18 protein-coding genes are annotated in these 19,769 nt (G+C 44.5%); 15 read left to right on the forward strand and 3 right to left on the reverse strand.

Translation table 11 applies throughout. The features are described 5' to 3' along the window. Window positions 1-235 precede the first annotated feature (235 nt). Window positions 236-2,167, reverse strand: coding sequence for an aminotransferase class V-fold PLP-dependent enzyme (locus OPS25_RS02150; protein ID WP_265616002.1), 1,932 nt, complete (start codon window positions 2,165-2,167; stop codon window positions 236-238). Between the two features lie 403 nt (window positions 2,168-2,570). On the opposite strand from OPS25_RS02150, the gene OPS25_RS02155 reads away from it, so the two are divergent. After that, window positions 2,571-4,787 (forward strand): ATP-binding protein, encoded by a 2,217-nt coding sequence (locus OPS25_RS02155; RefSeq protein ID WP_265616003.1) that lies wholly within the window; start codon window positions 2,571-2,573, stop codon window positions 4,785-4,787. An 87-nt stretch (window positions 4,788-4,874) separates the two neighbouring features. Here OPS25_RS02155 and OPS25_RS02160 read toward each other — a convergent pair whose 3' ends face one another. Both OPS25_RS02160 and cspE read right to left on the reverse strand, forming a co-directional pair. Then, window positions 4,875-5,498 (reverse strand): TVP38/TMEM64 family protein, encoded by a 624-nt coding sequence (locus OPS25_RS02160; protein ID WP_265616004.1) that lies wholly within the window; start codon window positions 5,496-5,498, stop codon window positions 4,875-4,877. A gap of 632 nt (window positions 5,499-6,130) precedes the next feature. After that, window positions 6,131-6,343, reverse strand: coding sequence for a transcription antiterminator/RNA stability regulator CspE (cspE, locus tag OPS25_RS02165; protein ID WP_265616005.1), 213 nt, complete (start codon window positions 6,341-6,343; stop codon window positions 6,131-6,133). A gap of 329 nt (window positions 6,344-6,672) precedes the next feature. On the opposite strand from cspE, the gene iscR reads away from it, so the two are divergent. The 14 genes from iscR (at window position 6,673) to ispG (ending at window position 19,709) form a co-directional block, all read left to right on the forward strand. Continuing rightward, the gene (gene iscR, locus OPS25_RS02170) at window positions 6,673-7,155 is read left to right on the forward strand and encodes a Fe-S cluster assembly transcriptional regulator IscR (RefSeq protein ID WP_265616006.1); all 483 of its coding nucleotides are present in this window, start codon (window positions 6,673-6,675) and stop codon (window positions 7,153-7,155) included. After that, on the forward strand, window positions 7,156-8,322 hold the full coding sequence (locus tag OPS25_RS02175) for an IscS subfamily cysteine desulfurase (RefSeq protein ID WP_265616007.1): 1,167 nt from the start codon (window positions 7,156-7,158) through the stop codon (window positions 8,320-8,322). Between the two features lie 278 nt (window positions 8,323-8,600). Then, on the forward strand, window positions 8,601-10,037 hold the full coding sequence (gene sufB / locus OPS25_RS02180; protein ID WP_265616008.1) for a Fe-S cluster assembly protein SufB: 1,437 nt from the start codon (window positions 8,601-8,603) through the stop codon (window positions 10,035-10,037). 3 nt (window positions 10,038-10,040) lie between these two features. Continuing rightward, window positions 10,041-10,802: a Fe-S cluster assembly ATPase SufC gene (sufC, locus tag OPS25_RS02185; RefSeq protein WP_265616009.1), complete on the forward strand. Its 762-nt coding sequence runs from the start codon at window positions 10,041-10,043 to the stop codon at window positions 10,800-10,802. Beyond that, window positions 10,799-12,058, forward strand: coding sequence for a Fe-S cluster assembly protein SufD (sufD, locus tag OPS25_RS02190; protein ID WP_265616010.1), 1,260 nt, complete (start codon window positions 10,799-10,801; stop codon window positions 12,056-12,058). Before sufC ends, sufD begins: the two co-directional genes overlap by 4 nt. Then, window positions 12,055-13,272, forward strand: a complete 1,218-nt coding sequence (locus OPS25_RS02195) for an aminotransferase class V-fold PLP-dependent enzyme (protein ID WP_265616011.1) — start codon at window positions 12,055-12,057, stop codon at window positions 13,270-13,272. Before sufD ends, OPS25_RS02195 begins: the two co-directional genes overlap by 4 nt. Before the next feature lie 10 nt (window positions 13,273-13,282). Further along, window positions 13,283-13,639, forward strand: a complete 357-nt coding sequence (locus OPS25_RS02200; protein WP_265616012.1) for a HesB/IscA family protein — start codon at window positions 13,283-13,285, stop codon at window positions 13,637-13,639. Between the two features lie 8 nt (window positions 13,640-13,647). After that, window positions 13,648-14,178 carry a putative Fe-S cluster assembly protein SufT gene (gene sufT / locus OPS25_RS02205; RefSeq protein ID WP_265616013.1) on the forward strand — a complete coding sequence of 177 codons (531 nt, stop codon included), beginning with the start codon at window positions 13,648-13,650 and terminating at the stop codon, window positions 14,176-14,178. Between the two features lie 18 nt (window positions 14,179-14,196). Continuing rightward, entirely contained in the window at window positions 14,197-14,610 is a 414-nt protein-coding gene (locus OPS25_RS02210) for a SufE family protein (protein ID WP_265616014.1), read from the forward strand. 82 nt (window positions 14,611-14,692) lie between these two features. After that, the gene (ndk, locus tag OPS25_RS02215) at window positions 14,693-15,124 is read left to right on the forward strand and encodes a nucleoside-diphosphate kinase (protein ID WP_265616015.1); all 432 of its coding nucleotides are present in this window, start codon (window positions 14,693-14,695) and stop codon (window positions 15,122-15,124) included. 150 nt (window positions 15,125-15,274) lie between these two features. After that, window positions 15,275-16,393, forward strand: a complete 1,119-nt coding sequence (locus tag OPS25_RS02220) for a bifunctional tRNA (adenosine(37)-C2)-methyltransferase TrmG/ribosomal RNA large subunit methyltransferase RlmN (protein WP_265616016.1) — start codon at window positions 15,275-15,277, stop codon at window positions 16,391-16,393. 22 nt (window positions 16,394-16,415) lie between these two features. Beyond that, complete coding sequence (gene pilW, locus OPS25_RS02225) at window positions 16,416-17,585, forward strand: type IV pilus biogenesis/stability protein PilW (protein ID WP_265616017.1); 1,170 nt, start codon at window positions 16,416-16,418, stop codon at window positions 17,583-17,585. A 13-nt stretch (window positions 17,586-17,598) separates the two neighbouring features. After that, entirely contained in the window at window positions 17,599-18,582 is a 984-nt protein-coding gene (locus OPS25_RS02230; RefSeq protein ID WP_265616018.1) for a RodZ domain-containing protein, read from the forward strand. An 8-nt stretch (window positions 18,583-18,590) separates the two neighbouring features. After that, complete coding sequence (gene ispG / locus OPS25_RS02235) at window positions 18,591-19,709, forward strand: flavodoxin-dependent (E)-4-hydroxy-3-methylbut-2-enyl-diphosphate synthase (protein WP_265616019.1); 1,119 nt, start codon at window positions 18,591-18,593, stop codon at window positions 19,707-19,709. The last annotated feature ends 60 nt before the right edge of the window (window positions 19,710-19,769 follow it).

Here is a 19,769-nt window from a genome sequence, read left to right on the forward strand (position 1 = left end):
CCATTGTTTCATTACAAATGGGTTTCGCCAAGCTGCCTTAGTTGGCTTAGAAATCTGGTATCAACCAAAGTAGTAATGCTGTCAACTTTTTGTGAATTGATAACTTTTCTCTGAGATAGTGCTCAAGTACGACCATTGAACGCTTTTATCTCCCATTTACGAGGGTAGCGTGCGAGCAGAGCCGATCGAAACTCACGCCTGCACGCACTTCATACTATTTCTAGATTTATTTATGCTATTCGGGAAGCCTCATCACATAGAGCTCCCCATCATAAAACCCTTGGATAGTAAGCTTCTGATTAGACAGTGAGCGTAAGTAGTTTATATGCTCTTCCTGAATGAGCTGGCCAGGCACAATGAGTGGGATCCCAGGCGGGTAGGGGACGATTAAACCCGCGGCAATTCTCCCTGCACTTTCCTGCCATGGAATGGCTTCCCGCTGTCCGAAAAACGCATGTGAGGGCAATTCAGCAAGTGTAATGGGGGGGATCGTACTGGGCAATACGCTTTTACTCTTACTGCGATGCAATGACACCGTTCCCTGGTCGAGCTTTTTAAGCGCATTATAAAGGCGCACAATCTTCGAGCGCATGCCGCCTAATGTCAGTAAGACTAAAATTGTGCTGTGGGTAAACTTTTCTATCTCCAGTCCTACTTCGTCCATCAGAAAACGATGAATTTCATGATTTGAGTATTCTAAAGCAGACACATCGATTAAGATTTTTAACGGGTCATGTCCCATATTGTCTTTGCCAAAATGTGGAAATATTTTACTAAAATCTTCCGCATCCAAAATACGTAATCGCTTAAAGCGGGACACCTGTTGTTTGAGTTCATCCACATTGTTAAGCAGTTCGTTAAGAATTTTATACCCTTCCATTTCCAATTGCTTCCGGCATACATCCAACGACGCTATTAGCTGGTACTTGGGTGATGTGCTGGTGTGGATACTATAAATTTCTTTAAAAAAGTCGCTGTCAAAGTCAGGATCATTTACGTGGATAAAGGAAGCTTGCGAGAAAGCCGATACCACTTTATGCGCAGAGTGAGTGACGTAGTCAGCACCGGCATGTATCGCAGAATAATCCCTAAAACGCGGGTGAAATAAAGAATAGGCGAACCATGCTTCATCAATGAACACCTTCATGTTGTGTCGATGGCCAAGTTCGACTACTTGCTTTAAATCGGTCAGTAAGCCGTCGTAGGTGCAGCCTGTCAGTACGATAAGTTTCGCATCGGTATTGGACTCAATCGTTTGCGCAAGCTGATCAAGTTCTGGTGGCGCGAAGATCCCATAATCGGGGTTCAAAATGCTATCGAGGTAGACGGGCATAGCGCGCGCCTGAATGATGCCGTGGTGGACCGATTTATGGCAGTTTCGGTCGATAATCACTTTATCCCCTTCGCGCAACAAGGTTTGTAGTATGATCTTATTGGAGGTGGAAGAGCCGTTGGTGACAAAATATGACTTACGCACTTCGAACGTATTCGCGGCACTCGCCTGAGCGCGACCAATAGCGTGGGTTCCGTCAGATAAAGAGCCCAACGAATCGACACTCACCGATAAATCACTTACAAACACGTTGCGACCGAAAAATTTATAAAAATCCCCAATATAAGGTGAATGACGAAAACTTGCGCCACCACTGTGCCCTGGCGTATGCCAGGAGTCATTTGCCTCAACTACATATTTTCTATACGCGGTCCAAAACGGCGTTTCGTTACGATCATCAAAATCGTTAATGATATAGCCTAATATGGATTCAGGGTCTGAAATGATATCGTTGCGGTAGAAAAATGATTCCATTCCGTTTGCCAGATTAACAATATCCAGCCCCTTTATGGCATCACCCAATACATACACAGGCAACTCGCGACGAATATGCTTAATCGCATCGATGACTACGGCATTGTTGTCGACTTTGCCGTGTTTATCTTCTCCAATATCTGCCCATTTGACCTCGGTGTCCCAACTAAAAACCACCGCCTGAATTTCACCATCATTGCGCACTAGCTCCAGCGCTTTGGTTACCGTCTCCGCTTCAATTAAACTGATGGCGATATCACTGCGCTCAAACGCGTCTATGGTTGATTGAATGCCAGTGACAATTTGTTCTAGTAGCTCTAAGGAATCTTCAATGATCAGTATTTTTACAGTAGGCAGCATGTAAGAAGTGAAGTTTTAAGGAATGTATGCCGTTGAGTTTACATAAGGAATTAACCGTTGTCAGCGATTCAATGTCGAACTGAATCTTATGTATACCGACTTGTTGAGTATTTCCGATATTTTTCAAACGCTTAATCTGCGGGAAGAGTGCAATTGAAAGACCCGGTTGCGACGATAAATCCCATGTGATGTAGTCAGGATAGAAAACGGATAGATAGCATACCCTGGCTTCATGATTAGCGAACACAATTTTTCCAAGCTAGCCGCCTTCTTGCCACAATGTGCCGATAATGATACTTACTCTATTATAGGTATCTTGCTCGCACTTCAGTGCGGATTGGTATAGATTAGTTTTAATGAGCTAAGCTTATCATCTTTCGCAAAATTAAATTTAGGAGCAAACTTGCGGCAGTTCACCACACTGATATTGATAGCGATTACCCTGACTTATTTACCGTGTGGGGTAAAAGGTGAAGAGCATGACCAATACAATTTGATTTTAGTTAATTCATTTAATGAATCAGATTTTGAAGCCCGCTTAATGTACAGGTTTATGCATGAGTTATCAGATGATGAAAACGTGTTAATACTCACTGTCCCTCCTTTTTATGCCGATGCTGTTAGTAGAGTTTCAGCGCAAGAAAAAAAAACCATTGTAGATAGTTTTAAGTTCCAACTGACCAATGTATTTCCCGAACAAAACATTTCTATCGGCCGGATCATCGCTCTTGGCAGGCACGCCAGTATGTTTCTCGAAACGAATCCCGAATTGTTGCCGGGAGCAAAACGTTTTTTCTTGCATATTGATTGGCAACCCGAAAGTGGTGTGCTGATTCCCTCCGACTATGATCCAGAAGTCTCTGTTAGACAAATCATAGATGTGTTTCCACAGAGCAAAGCTATCGCTCTGGTATATGGCTCCAAAGAAGAAAAACTTGATGAAAAGGTTGTAAATGGATTCGTAGAGGCAGTTCCGGCAGACGTAGATCTAATCGTGCTGAATCCGCGACGACGCGAGCGCGAAAGTCTCGAAAGATTACAAAGCTTACCGCCCGGAAGCCCAATTATTTATATTAATTACAAATATTTTGAGCGAAATTGGGAACAGGCCCACCGCTGGATAACCACGCAAACTGATTATCCGGTTTTTACCATATTTGCGCACAATGTAGAACGCTATCTTGGTGGTGCAGTAGTGGTTCCGGAAAAGTTAGCCGATGCAGCCGTTAGATTAGCTCGTGGTGAATTGCTGCCACGCTCAGCGAATCCGGTGTTAAGTATGCAATTTAACGCACAGCAACTATCTCGCTGGAATTTAAGTGAAAACGATTTACCGCCTCAGTCCGAAGTTGTAAACCGTACCGATTCCGTGATCTCACTGCAAACGGTTTTGGTGATTGGGTCGGTGTTTTCAGCCATTATTATCATGATGATAGCCACAATGTTGTACAAATCGAAAATCCATTCACGAAATCTGAAGCTGGTAGCAGACAAAGCGGATGCGGCAAATAAAGCAAAAAGTGAATTTTTGTCCAATATGAGTCACGAAATTCGTACGCCGATGAATGGCATTTTGGGCGTTTTGCAATTAATGGAACGTAAGGAGCTTGCCCCAGCGTCAAAGGATCTTGTTAAAAAAGCCACGTATTCAGCTAAAAGCTTGCTCACCATTATCAACGACATATTGGATTACTCAAAGATAGAGGCCAATAAGCTGGATTTAGAACAAGCGCCATTCGCCATGATGGATGTGCTTGAGTCTGTGGTGTCCGATATGTCAATTGAGGCGCATGAAAAAGGCATCAGATTACAATCTCTGGTGAATGCTAATTTCGATGATGGCTGGATTGGTGATGTGGTCAGGGTGAGGCAAATTTTGCTAAACCTGGTCTCGAATGCGGTGAAGTTTACGCAGCACGGTAAAGTAATAATTGAATTAAAGCATATTAATGAAAGCTCCAATGAGGGGATTTGCTTCAACGTAATTGATTCTGGCATCGGCATGAGTGTAGAAGCACAAAATAGAATATTTGAACGCTTCGCACAGGCGGATACGTCCACCACCAGAAAATTTGGCGGAACCGGATTAGGGATGTCTATTTCGATAAGCCTTATCCAATTAATGCACGGTAATATCGCATTGGAAAGTATTGAAGGCAAAGGTACGACTGTGTCTGTCACCCTCCCACTCAACAAGGCGGTCGTTAATCGCGAGACAAAAAACGATAGCTTACCTGAAGCACCACGAATGGATAACTTTCGAATTTTAGTCGCAGAAGATAACGAAATTAACAAAACTATTATAGAAACGATGCTCCAGCCCACTCAAGCACAGGTGGAACTGGTGAGTAATGGTAAGCTCGCGGTAGAAGCTTTCGAAGAAAAGCCATTCGACATTGTGTTAATGGATATTCAAATGCCTGAAATGGATGGGATTCAGGCCTTTAAATTAATAAATAACATTAATAGTGGTGTTCCAGTCATTGCCTTGACCGCCAATGTGATGCCAGATGAAATCAGCTATTATCTAGGTCTCGGTTTTCATTCCCACATTGGCAAGCCGATTGATATGGCAAAGTTGTATGACACACTAAAGCAGTTGAAAGACAACCTAAAGTAACGTTCGTCTCTATGGCAGTATCCACTACCGTGAGATAAACTGTTATACCCGTAACGATAATCTTTCAGGGAAAATACTTTTCTATCCTTATGCCATTTGCGGATCCTTGTCAGAGGCCAAGTGTTTTCTCATATAAAAATGCGACAGTCCCAGAGTGACGATGCTTATCATTAAGCCCCCTCCAAGCACTACCCAATGTACGGTGTCAGGCGAGTTTTCCTGATTTATCATGGCAAGGCCTCCAATCCACCCTAAATAAACATACATAGCGGTAAGCGGAAGTTGCCCTAAAAATGTAGTCCATACATAGGTTCGGAACTTTACATGCGTCACTCCGAGCCCGTAATTTTTTACTACCGCAGGAATAAACGGGTTTAACCTTAATATCAGAATGAACTTGGCACTATGTTCCGCGACTACTTTAAGAATTTGTTTGCCCGTTTGCGTTGATTCAATCTTATGGGTGATAAAATTCTTCAACATATAGCGTGAAATGAAAAATGTGATACACGAGGCAATTAACCCTGAGGTAACAGCAACAAGCAAGCCCAGCTTGAACGAAAACAATACCCCCGCAGCAATATTAAATATGGAGCTGGGAAAACTTAACGAAGCAAGCACCACGTAAAGCAAACCAAACACAAAATAGCTCCAAAAGCCGAAAGAGGTAATGTACTGAACACCCTCACCAACCGTTTCTCTCGTTACCATTAGTTTCCAGAGTAATATTGCACAACCTGCTAGAAGAGCGAAGATGAGCGCGATTTTCAAAAGAGACCGATGATTGGATTTCATAAGGTGTACCAGCCGAAACTCATTTTTACCAGGTACGAGAAGAAAAGAAACGCTTCTTTCACAAAACTAAGCTTAAAATAAAACACACACTTCATTTTAATAGACTGCATTAATATCTCATATCTAATATATGTGAAGGACAGACAAAGGGATTAATGCCGGGTAATTTATTTTAAAAGGCTGGAAATAGAGAAGTGCAAAAATTAAGACTACAAGAGAATATTTATAGATAGCAACTAGAGGATGTACTTAACAAATTGCTAATAACCAGGTAAGAAACTTATTTTTCTCAAGTGAGTTTTCAAAACTAACCTTTTGATTTTCTTTGCAGTCAGCAAAAACTACATTAAATTTGTTCACAGAAACAGCTGATATGGGCGGTATGGCATATATGCTCACACCATTAGATGTATAATTCATATTATTAAACTTTATTGGAATTTTTTAGGATAGATAAGTTTAAGAAGACTGAGGACTAGCTCGGGGTGGGAACAGTGATCAGTTTAAAAGAGGCTAGTAGAGACTAACCTCATAGGGAATGCTATCTTTTAACAAGGCACAACGTTTGCTGCTTGTGGACCTTTTTGGCCTTGTTCGATAACGAACTGCACCTGTTGGCCTTCAGCTAAAGATTTGTACCCTTCAGACATAATTGAACGAAAATGAACGAAAACGTCCTTACCACCTTCGTTAGGCGTTAAGAAACCAAAACCTTTATCTTCATTAAACCACTTTACTACGCCAGTTACAGATTTAGACATAATTGAAACCTTTTATTAATTAAATATATAGGGTGGAAGCCACCAATAATGCGATAGACCAAACAAGTAAAACATTAACCAGTAAAGCAAATGTATATACAGGTTCGACTTAAATTAATAAAAGAAGAAAAAGAGACGCATAATGCAGTAGTAGATAAAGCTTAGTTTTTCTAAAGCCAGACAAAGGTACGCTAGTTTGTTTGATATGTACAGTTTTATTTTAAATCGATATCACATTTAAGCTGAGTGGTGGAATATCGCCAAATACTTGACCAATTTACTCAGGTATGAAAAAATTTTTATTCATTGCAACTAATTGGATATTCCTTATGAAACTGACTTCTAAAGGACGTTACGCGGTCACGGCCATGCTGGACGTAGCGTTACACTCAGCGAAAGGGCCGGTTCCGCTGGCTGATATCTCAGAACGTCAGGGAATTTCCTTATCTTATTTAGAGCAGTTATTTGCCCGCTTACGTAAAGAAAAGCTGGTAGACAGTGTTCGTGGCCCAGGTGGTGGTTATAAACTCGGTCGCGATGCCAGTGATATAGCGGTAGGCCAGGTTATTCGCGCAGTAGATGAGAGTGTGGATGCTACCCGCTGTCAGGGAATGGCCGATTGTCAGGGCGGGGAACGTTGTTTAACCCATAGCTTGTGGCAAGATCTAAGCGATCGTATCTCTCTATTTTTAAATGGCATCTCTCTTGGTGAATTAATGGCGCAACGTGAAGTTCAGGAAGTGGCAGGACGGCAGGATAAAAATAAAAGCAAAGCCAAGCTTAATTCTGAAATTTTAAGTGTGATTTTATAAATGTCTACAAAACTCCCTGTTTATCTGGATTATGCAGCAACTACCCCGGTCGATCCGGCAGTGGCGGCTAAAATGACAGAGTGTCTCACTCTTGAAGGTAACTTCGCTAATCCGGCGTCAAGGACCTATCGCTATGGCTGGATGGCCGAAGAAGCGGTGGATATTGCGCGTGGGCAAGTCGCTGAATTAATAAATTGCGATCCCAGAGAGATCGTATTCACCTCCGGCGCTACAGAGTCAGATAATCTTGCGATAAAAGGTGTGGCACTTCGCTATGCGGATAAAGGCAAGCACATTGTCACCGTAAATACAGAGCACAAGGCCGTACTGGATACCTGCGCATATTTGGAGGAGCAGGGCTTCGAGGTAAGCTATCTGCCGGTTGATGAAGAGGGGCTGGTAAGTGTCCAGCAGGTTAAACAGTCCCTGCGTGAGGATACGATTTTAGTTTCCATCATGCATGTTAACAACGAAATCGGCGTTATTCAGGATATTGCAGCTATTGGCCAGTTATGTCGTGATAATAACGTATTGTTTCACGTTGATGCGGCGCAAAGCTTAGGTAAGCTCTCCATTGATCTATCTTTGTTACCCGTCGACCTGATGTCTTTTTCGGGTCACAAAATTTATGGCCCCAAAGGCATAGGTGCACTTTACGTGCGCCGTCGCCCCAAAGTAGAACTGGTAGCACAGATTCACGGCGGCGGACACGAACGGGGGATGCGTTCTGGTACCCTGGCTACCCATCAAATCGTTGGTTTGGGCGAAGCATGCCATATCGCAGGGCTGATCATGAAGTCAGAAACGAAACGTTTGTATGCACTGCGGGAAAAACTAGCGGAAGGCTTGTCCCACATTGGCGGCGTAATCTTAAATGGCCACCCTGAGAAGCGAATCTATAACAACTTGAATGTTTGTTTCGCAGATGTTGAAGGGGAAATGCTGACACGGGCGTTGGGTAACGATATTGCGGTTTCATCCGGCTCTGCCTGCAATTCAGCTAATTTGGCTCCATCTTATGTGTTATCAGCGATAGGGCGTGACGAAGCTTTGGCGCTTAGTGGAATTCGGTTTACGGTGGGCCGTTTTACTTCTGAACAAGAGGTTGAGCACACTATCTCCAGGGTAGCTGATGTGGTTGCCAGGCTGCGGCATACACCAGCATAAAGCACCTAATGCAAATAGAATTGAACCATATCAATCATTGAAAAATGGCGCCAAGTACGGCAAAATCCGCGCCGCTAGCGACCTCATCCTTTATGCGACGAGTATTCGTTCGAAATACAGCATATGCGGCAATACTTGAGTGAATTAGTCAGGTATTATACAATTGAAGTATATTTCCACGATGTAATACGCGTTAAGTTTTATCATGGCGCGTGCGGCCACACCGTTAGGCTGAAACATCGGTTTAACAGGCAAATTAAAGTAAGTGAGATCCTAACATGAGTGAACAGATCGAACAGGCACTATCACGGAAGTACGAAGCCGGTTTCTATTCTGAAATCGAAGCCGAAACTTTCGAAAACGGCCTGGACGAATCCGTCATCCGTCGTCTTTCGGAAATGAAAAACGAGCCAGAGTGGATGCTGGAATGGCGTCTGAAAGCGTATCGTGCGTGGCTTGAAATGGAAGAGCCTGAATGGGCTCACGTCAATTATCCGAAAATCGACTTTCAGGCGATTTCCTATTATTCCGCGCCTAAAAGTATGAAGGATAAGCCCAAGTCACTCGACGAGGTCGATCCCGAATTATTGCGTACCTACGAGAAGCTGGGTATCCCGTTGCATGAACAGGAAATGTTGGCTGGAGTAGCGGTTGATGCGGTTTTTGATTCTGTTTCGGTGGTGACCACTTACCGTGAAAAACTGGAAGAAGCGGGTGTCATTTTTTGTCCTATATCCGAAGCGTTACACAGATTTCCAGAGCTGGTGAAAAAATACATTGGTTCAGTTGTGCCGCGCACAGACAACTATTACGCAGCACTAAACTGCGCAGTATTTACCGACGGTTCGTTTGTGTATATTCCCAAGGGGGTACGCTGTCCGATGGAGCTGTCTACCTACTTCAGAATAAACGAGCAAAATACCGGTCAATTTGAACGTACCTTAATTGTCGCCGATGAGGGCAGCCACGTCTCTTATCTGGAAGGCTGCACAGCGCCTCAGCGTGATGAAAATCAATTACATGCGGCAGTGGTAGAACTTGTTGCGATGGATAACGCCACGATTAAATATTCAACCGTACAGAACTGGTATCCGGGCGATGAAGAGGGCAAGGGTGGTATTTACAACTTTGTTACTAAACGGGGTATTTGTCATACCAATGCCAAAATTTCATGGACCCAGGTGGAAACCGGATCAGCGGTAACCTGGAAGTACCCTAGTTGCGTGCTCAAGGGCGATAACAGTGTGGGTGAATTTTATTCAGTAGCGCTCACCCGCGGCATGCAACAGGCCGATACCGGGACCAAGATGATCCACATGGGTAAAAACACCCGTTCTACGATTATTTCCAAAGGTATCTCTGCGGGAAAAAGTAACAACGCTTATCGCGGCTTGGTGAAAATGGGGCCGAAGGCAGATGGGGCGCGTAATTTTACTCAATGTGATTCGTTATTAATAGGCGATAAGTGCGGCGCGCATACCTTCCCTTATATCGAAAGTCGCAATCCCTCGGCTATTGTCGAGCATGAGGCGACAACATCGAAGGTCAGCGACGATCAAATGTTTTTATGTCAGCAACGCGGTTTAGATCCAGAAAAAGCGGTGTCGATGATTGTGAACGGTTTCTGTAAAGAAGTATTTAAAGAATTACCAATGGAATTTGCGGTGGAAGCCGGTAAGTTATTGGAAATCAGCCTTGAAGGTTCAGTGGGGTAAACGATGTTATCAATTAAAAATTTACACGCCAGCGTTGATGAAAAAGACATTATTCGCGGGCTGAACCTGGAAGTGAAACCCGGTGAAGTGCACGCCATCATGGGACCAAACGGAGCTGGTAAGTCAACTTTAGGCTACGTGTTATCTGGTCGTGAAGGCTATGAAGTGTCTCAAGGCGAAGCCAGATTTAACGGCAAAGATTTAATGGAAATGGAAGTTGAAGAACGTGCGCGCGAAGGTATGTTCTTAGCATTTCAATATCCAGTTGAAATTCCTGGCGTGAGCAACATGGAATTCATGAAAGAGTCAGTGAATGCCATACGTGAACAGCGTGGCGAAGAGACTTTAACGGCTGCTGAGTTTTTGAAAAAAGCGAAAGAGGCGTGTAAGCAGGTGCAGCTACCGCTGGACTTCTTAAAGCGTGGTGTGAATGAAGGTTTTTCTGGCGGTGAGAAAAAGCGTAACGAAATCATGCAAATGATTTTACTTGAACCGTCTCTCTGCATTCTCGATGAATCCGATTCAGGTTTGGATGTGGATGCCCTGCAGGTCGTTGCAGATGGTGTGAATTCTCAACGTGATGGCAAACGTAGCTTTATCGTGGTCACGCACTATCAACGCTTACTTGATTACATTAAGCCTGATTTTGTGCATATTCTTGCCGAAGGGCAAATCGTGAAGAGCGGGGATGCATCCTTAGCGCTTGAGGTAGAAAAAAGCGGATATGCGTTTTTAGGTAAAAAGTACGAAGGAGAAACTGCATGAGTCAATGGCTAGCAAAGGTCATTGATGTTGCCCAGGAGAATCAGGACTTTCTCGCTCCTGTGCGTCAGCAGGCCATTAGTAAATTACAGCAGGCAGGCTGGCCTAGCCAGCGCGCTGAGCAATGGCGTTTCACGCCGCTTGCCCCAGTAAAAGATCGCACTTTTAATCAAACGCAAACTGATGAAAATGTGAGTGTCCCTGAAATTGCTGGGTTAGACTCGATTGATATCATTTTTACCAACGGCGTATTGACCACCTCTTTAGCCGACCTAGCGCTGCCAGAAGGTTTACGAATTGTCTCGTTTGCTCAAGCGAATGCCCAGCAGCAAGCTGACATAAAAACGATGTTTGGCCGTGTAAAACCTGAAGCCCACGTGTTCGGACAGGTTAACGATGCGCTTAGCCAGCACGGTGTGATGATTGATGTTGCAGACAACGCCAATATATCACCTGTGGTCAGGTTAATTAATTTAACATCAGCGGACTCTGACAATCACACCAGAACGCTGGTAAAACTAGGGCACAATGCCAAAGCCAAAGTGATGGAACTCGGTCAGGGCGAACACGACAGCATGAATACCGCTGTAGCTGAATACGCGATCGGCGATAATGCGAGTCTGGAGCACTACCGATTTGCGTTTTATACCGCTAACGCTAAAGCTGTTGGGGGAAGTCACTTTAAACTGGGTGAAGCGGCTAAACTGAATAGCACCGTGGTAGGTTACGGAAGTCAGCTGTCCCGTCTTGATATAGACATCTGGCATGCGGCTGAGAATGCGTTCGCTAAACTGAATGCTATATATCTGTTGGCGGAAGGCGAACTGTTTGACCTGCATACCTGTATTGAACACGCTAAACCCCATGGTACCTCTGAAGAAAACGCCCGCGGTATTATTGGTGATGGCGCCCGCGCAGTATTTAATGGTCGTATTCATATTCATCGTGATGCGCAGAAGACACTGGCAGAGATGAACAACCGAAACTTGTTGCTTTCTCGGCGCGCACTAGTGAACACCAAGCCTGAACTGGAAATCTACGCTGATGATGTGAAATGTGCTCACGGCGCTACCGTTGCTGAGATAGAAGGTAATGAATTGTTTTACCTGTTAAGTCGCGGTATTTCTCGGCAACGAGCCATGGTCATGTTGAATTTTGGTTTTATTCAGGAGCTGGTGAACGATATTCCCAGTAAGGCCGTTGCATCATGGTTGCAGCCTAAATTGACTGAGCGCTTCGCGCAAATGGAAGTGAAATGAGCCTCGATGTCACCGCGCTGCGACAGCAGTTTCCTATCTTAAAAACCCAAATAGATGGTAAGCCATTAGTTTATCTGGATAATGCTGCGACTACTCAAAAACCGCAGGCGGTCATTGATGCACTGGTAGAATTTTACACTACCTGTAACGCGAACGTGCATCGTGGTTCTCACTATTTGTCTGACGAAGCCACCCGTCGTTATGAAAAAGCCAGAACTACAGTAGCGAGCTTTATTCACGCCAATGCAAAAGAAGAAGTGATTTGGACCAGTGGTACAACTGAATCGCTGAATATCATCGCCCATGGGTTAGCCCAGCAGCTACAACCGGGAGATGAGGTGCTCATTACTGAAATGGAGCACCATGCTAACTTAGTGACCTGGCAACAGGCCTGTATTAAAACGGGCGCAAAGCTGGTGGTAATTCCTATCAACGAAGCGGGTGAACTTGAAGTTGCCCGATTCGAAGCGGCCCTGAATACGCAAACCAGGCTCGTTGCCTTTCCTCACGTATCGAATGCACTGGGTACAATTAATCCAATCAATGAATTGACCGCTATGGCGAAAAAGGTGGGGGCGTTGGTTTCTATTGATGGTGCACAGGGAATTGCGCACGGTGGCGTCGATGTGCAAGCGATAGGTTGCGATTTCTACTCCTTTTCGGGACATAAACTGTTCGGCCCTACCGGTATTGGGTGTTTATGGGGACGCCAACAGGTATTAGAAGACTGGCCTGTATGGCAAACCGGTGGCGAAATGATTGCGGATGTGGAGTATCAGAATACTACCTTTGGGGCTTTACCAAACCGTTTGGAAGCCGGAACGCCCAACATCGCTGGTGCGATTGGCATGGCCGCGGCTATTGACTGGTTTGCTGCCTTAGATCAGCACGCAATTCAGACGCATGAAAAGGCGTTACTCGCTCGTGCCAATGAGCTGGCTGCTGATATGCCAGGTATGCGCTTAATTGGTACAGCGAAACATAAGGTGGGTATCATGAGTTTTCTTTTAGATGGAACTCATCCTGCTGATATCGGATTTATTCTGGACCGTCAGGGTATTGCTATCCGCACCGGTGACAATTGTGCTCAGCCTTTAATGAAAAGACTAAAAATTCCTGGTACGGCTAGAGCATCCTTCTCAATTTATAACACAATTGAAGAGGTTGAAGCCTTCTTCAATGCGCTTAAAAAAGCGCAAACCATGCTGGCTTAATGGAGGTAGTATGTCTGTAGAAACGTTCGTGCCGTCAACGTCGGTTATTACGCTAACTGATGCGGCAGTTAAGCATTTTGAGAAAAAGCTTAACGCGCGTCAAGATAAGATTGTTCGCTTATCTACGAAGGTAAGTGGCTGTACTGGTTATGCTTATGTTTTGGATTTTGCTGACTCAGCGAAACCAGATGATGAAGTGTTAACTATTAATCCCAACCTAACGGTAGCCATTTCAAAAGATGCAGTTCCGTTGGTGAAGAATACTGAGATTGATTATGTCATGGAAGGCGTAAACGGGGTAATCAAGTATAACAACCCGAACGTGGCTGATGAGTGCGGTTGTGGTGAAAGTTTTAATATAAGCTGAGTGTTCTAATGCAGAAAATGGTTACCACCGAGCGTGAATGCACAGCGCGCTTAGTTCCGGCAGGCAACATCGTCAAAATCCCAGCAGGTGAGTTTGTGAATATCACTCAGGATTTGGGTGGGAATTATACCGTCACCTGGCGGGGTAACATGTACCGCATTGATGGTACTGACGCCGATGCGATTGGTCGGAGACCTCAGGTATTGAATTTCACTGCAAAAGATGACAATACCATCGACGAACAGCAGGTCTGGGAAGCGCTGGAAACGATTTTTGATCCAGAAATTCCCATCAACCTGGTTTCATTGGGGTTGATTTACAACGTGGCAATTGAGCAATCGACACATACTGTCAATATCGACATGACTCTTACTGCTCCCGGATGTGGAATGGGGCCCGTATTGGTAGGTGATGTTGAATATCGGGTAGGTATGGTACCGAATGTAGAAAACGTTAAGGTCGAGTTAGTATTCGATCCTCCCTGGTCGAGAGATATGATGAGTGAAGAAGCCCAGCTTGAAGCGGGATTATTTTTTTAACAGGTTAAGGTGTGTTTGATGCAGTTACCAAGTAGTCAGGAAATAATTGATGATTTAGCTTTCTTTGATGACTGGGAGCAGCGTTATCAGTACATTATTGATTTAGGTAAAGCGTTGCCTGGCTTACCAGAAGAAGCGCGCACCCCTGATTGCTTAGTCAAAGGATGTCAAAGTCAGGTGTGGTTGGTAGCGCGCAACCACGATGGCAGATTACAGTTTGACGTGGACAGTGATGCGGTGATTGTGCAAGGTTTGCTGGCATTAGTCATGGCCGCGTATAATGATAAGACCCCTAAACAAATTCTCGATTTTGACATAGACCAGTACTTCCAGGAACTCGATTTAGAGCGACATATTACGCCAACGCGCGGTAACGGCTTACGCGCAATCGTGGCAAAAATTAATGGATTAGCCAGAAACGCCGTTCATTAATCATTCCCCTCTGGTCAAGTGGGCAAGAATTGCCTATAATTCGCCCCCAAATTTATTCGATTAGTTTATGGAGACGGAAAAGATGGCTCTTGAGCGTACATTTTCTATTATTAAGCCTGATGCGGTTGCAAAAAACGTTATCGGTGCAATTTACAACCGTTTTGAATCTGCTGGTCTGCGCATTGTTGCGTCGAAGATGCTTCACATGAGCAAAGAGCAGGCAGAAGGCTTCTACGCAGAACACAAAGAGCGTCCTTTCTTTGGTGCGTTAGTTGATTTCATGACATCTGGTCCAGTGATGGTTCAAGTGCTCGAAGGCGAAAATGCGGTGATAAAAAACCGTGAAATTATGGGCGCGACTAACCCGGCAGAAGCTGCCGCGGGTACATTACGTGCAGATTACGCCGTGTCTATAGACGAAAACGCAGTTCACGGTTCTGATGCACCTGAGTCTGCTGCGCGTGAAATTGCTTACTTCTTCTCAGACGAAGAAATTTGCCCACGCACTCGTTAATCGTCTACTGACAGTTAACAAGGAAGGGAGCTGCGGCTCCCTTTTTATATGATACCAACTACTAATTAGTGTGTTAGCACGTATAAAGGTAGATAGGTATAGACCTGGGAACAGGCTATTTTATTAAGTGTTATTTTTAAAGGTCTAATCATGGCAAAAACAAACCTGCTAAATCTCAGTCGTACGATGATGCGTGAGTTCTTTAATGAGATTGGCGAGAAACCGTTTCGCGCGGACCAGGTGATGAAGTGGATTTATCAGCAGGGTGTCAGTGATTTTGCCCAGATGAGTAACCTTAATAAAGGGTTGCGGGAAAAACTGGAGCTACATTGTGAGATTGTGGCGCCTGAAATTGCCTATTTTCAGGAAGCCAGCGATGGCACCATCAAGTTCGCATTAGCTTTAGCCGGAGGACAGGAAGTAGAGTCGGTTTGGATCCCAGAGAGTGATCGCGCCACGTTATGTGTCTCGTCACAAGTGGGCTGTGCATTAGAATGTACCTTCTGCTCGACGGCCCAACAGGGATTTAATCGTAACCTCAGTGTTAGCGAAATTATAGGTCAGGTCTGGCGTGTTGCCACCCACTTAGGTCTTTCAAAAGACACCAGCAAGCGTCCTATTACGAATGTTGTTATGATGGGGATGGGTGAACCGTTGCTTAACCTTAAAAATGTAGTGCCAGCGATGGATTTGATGTTGGATGACTTTGGTTTTGGCTTGTCAAAACGTCGGGTAACATTAAGTACATCTGGGGTTGTGCCAGCACTGGATAAACTAGGTGATCAAATTGACGTAGCCTTAGCGATTTCCTTACATGCGCCTAATGACACACTTCGTGATGAAATTGTGCCAGTTAATAAAAAGTACAATATCGAGGAATTCTTGGCTGGCGTTCGCCGCTATCTGGCAAAATCGAAAGCGAACCAAGGCAAAGTAACTGTCGAATATGTGATGTTGTCACATATAAATGACAGTACCGAGCAAGCTCATGAGCTTGCCAAGGTACTTAAAGAGACCCCCTGTAAGATCAATCTAATCCCATTTAATCCTTACCCGGGATCACCCTATACTTGCTCGAGCAACTCCCGCATAGACCGTTTTGCCAAAGTGTTGATGGAGTATGGTTACACGGTGGTCGTACGTAAAACGCGTGGTGATGATATTGACGCTGCATGTGGTCAGTTAGTCGGTGATGTTGTAGATCGAACGAAAAGAATGTTAAAAAAACAGATGAAGGGCGAAGCAATTTCAGTAAAAATGAGTCAATAACGAATTAAAAAGTGAAAAGTGCATGCGTAACATTGTTTTAGCTTTAGTTTTTATATTGACAGGATGTGTAAGCCAAACCCAGCCAAATGGCTACATAGGCGACGAGTTTGACCAGGAAAAAGCGGCAAAAACGCGCATATCACTGGGTTTGACCTATTTAAAAAACGGTAATTATTCGCAAGCTAAAGCTAATCTTGACCAAGCACTTCAATACGCCCCCAGACTAGCCGACACCCATTATTCACTTGCCTACTACTATCAACTGGTGGGCGAAACCCAACGCGCTGATGAATCATATTCAAATGCGTTAAAATTAGCTCCTCGTAATGCAGATATCGCCAATAGCTACGGTGCATTTTTATGCCAACAGCAACGCTACGAGGACGCCACCGAATTTTTCGAAAGTGCCTTAAACAATCGTCAGTATGCAAATGCGGCGGAGACTTATGAAAATATGGCGCTATGTGCCCAGGAACAGGGCCTCAATGAGGCTGCTGTAAGCCATTTGCAAAGTGCATTGAATCATCAGCCATCACGGGCGAAAAGCCTGTTTCTACTTAGCGAACTCTATATTGAAAATGGAGAATGGGATAAAGCGAAAAATAGTTTGAGAAAATATGAGCGTGTGGCGCGAGTATCGGCTGAATCATTGTGGTTGCAGGTTCAGATTGCTCAAGGTCAAAATGACTTGGCTACAGCGAAAGGGTTTGGCGACATGTTGTTAGCCATGTTTCCGCAGAGTCCACAAGCTAAGGCATATAAAAACCAGAAAGATTCATGGGTGATGCCGCAAATAGAGGTTACCCGCAAAAAACGCCCCGTTGAACCACAATCCAAGACTGAGGCGTTACCTGTCGAGCAAGCTGTGGGCTCGCCTGAAGTAGTAAAGGAACCTGGTGAAGCTGCTCCAGAAACCACAGACACTAGTTCCGATGTAGCTATTAATACTCAAGATACACCAATTGAATCGGTTCAAAATCAAACAGTTCCACTTGATGAACAGCCGCTAAATGAAATTTCTCAAGAAAATCCACGTTTTCATATTGTTCAGGCTAAGGAAAATCTGTACCGTATCTCGCTGATGTATAATTTAAAAATGTCTACACTACAAGAGTGGAACCAGCTAGATGAAGCGGGCGCCATCCGACAAGGCATGCGCTTGTGGCTTATCCCACCAGAACAACGCGACTAAAACAGTAGGGCTTATGGAAGTTGAAGAACAACAAAAACAAGATAATCCATCTCGTCCCAGCCCGGGTACGATGCTAAAAGCTGCCCGGGAAAAGCAAGGCATGAGTCAACAGGATATTGCGGACAAATTGTTTATCAAGCCTAAGAGCGTTGATGACATTGAAAACGACAAAGTCGATCCGCGAATATCGATAACCTTCACGAAAGGTTATGTAAAAATGTACGCCAAATATGTCGGGCTTGATGATAAAACGGTGATTGCAGAGTTTGAAAAACTGCATGCTGGTCCTCCTCAGCAAGCTAATTTTCAGAGCTTTTCTAAAAAAGTAAATAAACAGGCCCACGATGATCGTTGGATGATGGTGACATACGTCATTTTATTTTTAATCATCGCGGGCGTAGTAGGGTGGTGGTATCAACAAACCAATGACGACGGATTAATTGAAGATACCAATGAAACAAGTGAAACCTTAGCGGTTCCACCTACTGATAGTGAAGAAACGTTTCAACAAACGCCTGTTCGTTCTGAATCGTTAAAACGCAACACTGATACATTTTCAGCAGCGAATCAAAAAGAAGAGGAGCCTGCGCAGCAAGACCCGAATTTTGAAGTGCAGGACAGATTTCCCCTTTCTGAAGAAACGGAGCAGGATGACATCGCTCCCACACCAGAGGAAGCAGCCAGTTTAGAAGAAGAGGGGCCAAGTAACGCGACCGTGGAAACCAATCAATCTCTTGATCAAAATGTGTCAGGTGAGACAGCCTCACTGGAATTTTCATTTGGCGAGGATTGCTGGGTTAATATTAAAGATGCTACTGGCGAAGCCATTGCCTATGGCGTTAAAAAAGCGGGTCGTGTCATGACCATTCAAGGCATACCTCCCTTCGATATTACATTAGGTGCGCCAGATCAGGTGAATATCAGGTATAATGGTGAACCGGTCGACATCTCTTTTTATCAGAATGGCCGCACCGCACGTATCACGTTACCTTATTAGGAATTTTCATGTTCGCAGAAAGTCCCATTAAACGTCGTCAATCGACCCGAATTTATGTTGGTGATGTACCAATTGGTGATGGCGCGCCTATTGCCGTCCAATCGATGACCAATACGCAAACTACAGATGTAGAAGCCACCGTCAGTCAAATTAAACGCATTCAGGCTGTAGGCGGAGATTTGGTCAGAGTGTCGGTTCCTACCATGGATGCGGCAGAAGCCTTTAAACTTATTCGCCAGCAGGTTTCCATTCCGGTTATCGCAGATATTCACTTTGATTACCGCATCGCGCTTAAAGTGGCTGAATATGGTGCTGATTGTTTACGAATTAATCCAGGGAATATCGGCAACCTGGAACGCGTGAAAGCCGTTGTCGATTGCGCCAAAGATAAAAACATTCCCATCCGGATTGGCGTAAATGGGGGGTCATTAGAGCGCGATTTACAGGAAAAATATGGTGAACCAACGCCAGCAGCGTTGGTCGAATCAGCGATGCGTCATGTCGATATTTTGGACAAACTGAATTTCGACCAGTTTAAAGTCAGCGTTAAAGCATCGGATGTATTTTTAGCGGTGGGCGCATACCGCCAATTGGCGAAAGAAATTAATCAACCTTTGCACTTAGGCATCACCGAAGCAGGCGGATTGCGTGCTGGGGCAGTAAAAAGCTCGGTTGGACTGGGTATGCTACTTGCTGAGGGAATAGGCGATACACTACGTATTTCTTTGGCGGCCGATCCAGTGGAAGAGATTAAAGTAGGTTTCGATATTTTAAAGTCGTTGCGTATTCGCTCCCGTGGCATCAATTTTATTGCATGCCCGAGCTGTTCTAGGCAGGAATTTGACGTGATCGCTACTGTTAACGCATTAGAGCAGCGGTTAGAAGATATTCTTACGCCAATGGACGTATCAATTATTGGCTGCGTAGTGAATGGTCCTGGTGAAGCAGAGGTGGCAGATGTCGGTTTGACTGGTGCGCGCAATATGAGCGGTTTTTATCTAGATGGGAAGCGTCAGAAAGAGCGTTTGGCAAATGATGATTTAGTTGAACAGCTGGAAAGACGAATTCGTGCTAAAGCAGCGCAATTGAACGAAAAAAATAAAATACCTGTTGAAGTGAAAGGGTAATCACCGGCTAAATGCAGTGATTGTTGTTTAAACGTAAAGCCCCTATAATACGGGGCTTTT

The organism is Alteromonas aquimaris, assembly GCF_026183695.1.
GTDB classification, from domain to species: domain Bacteria; phylum Pseudomonadota; class Gammaproteobacteria; order Enterobacterales; family Alteromonadaceae; genus Alteromonas; species Alteromonas aquimaris.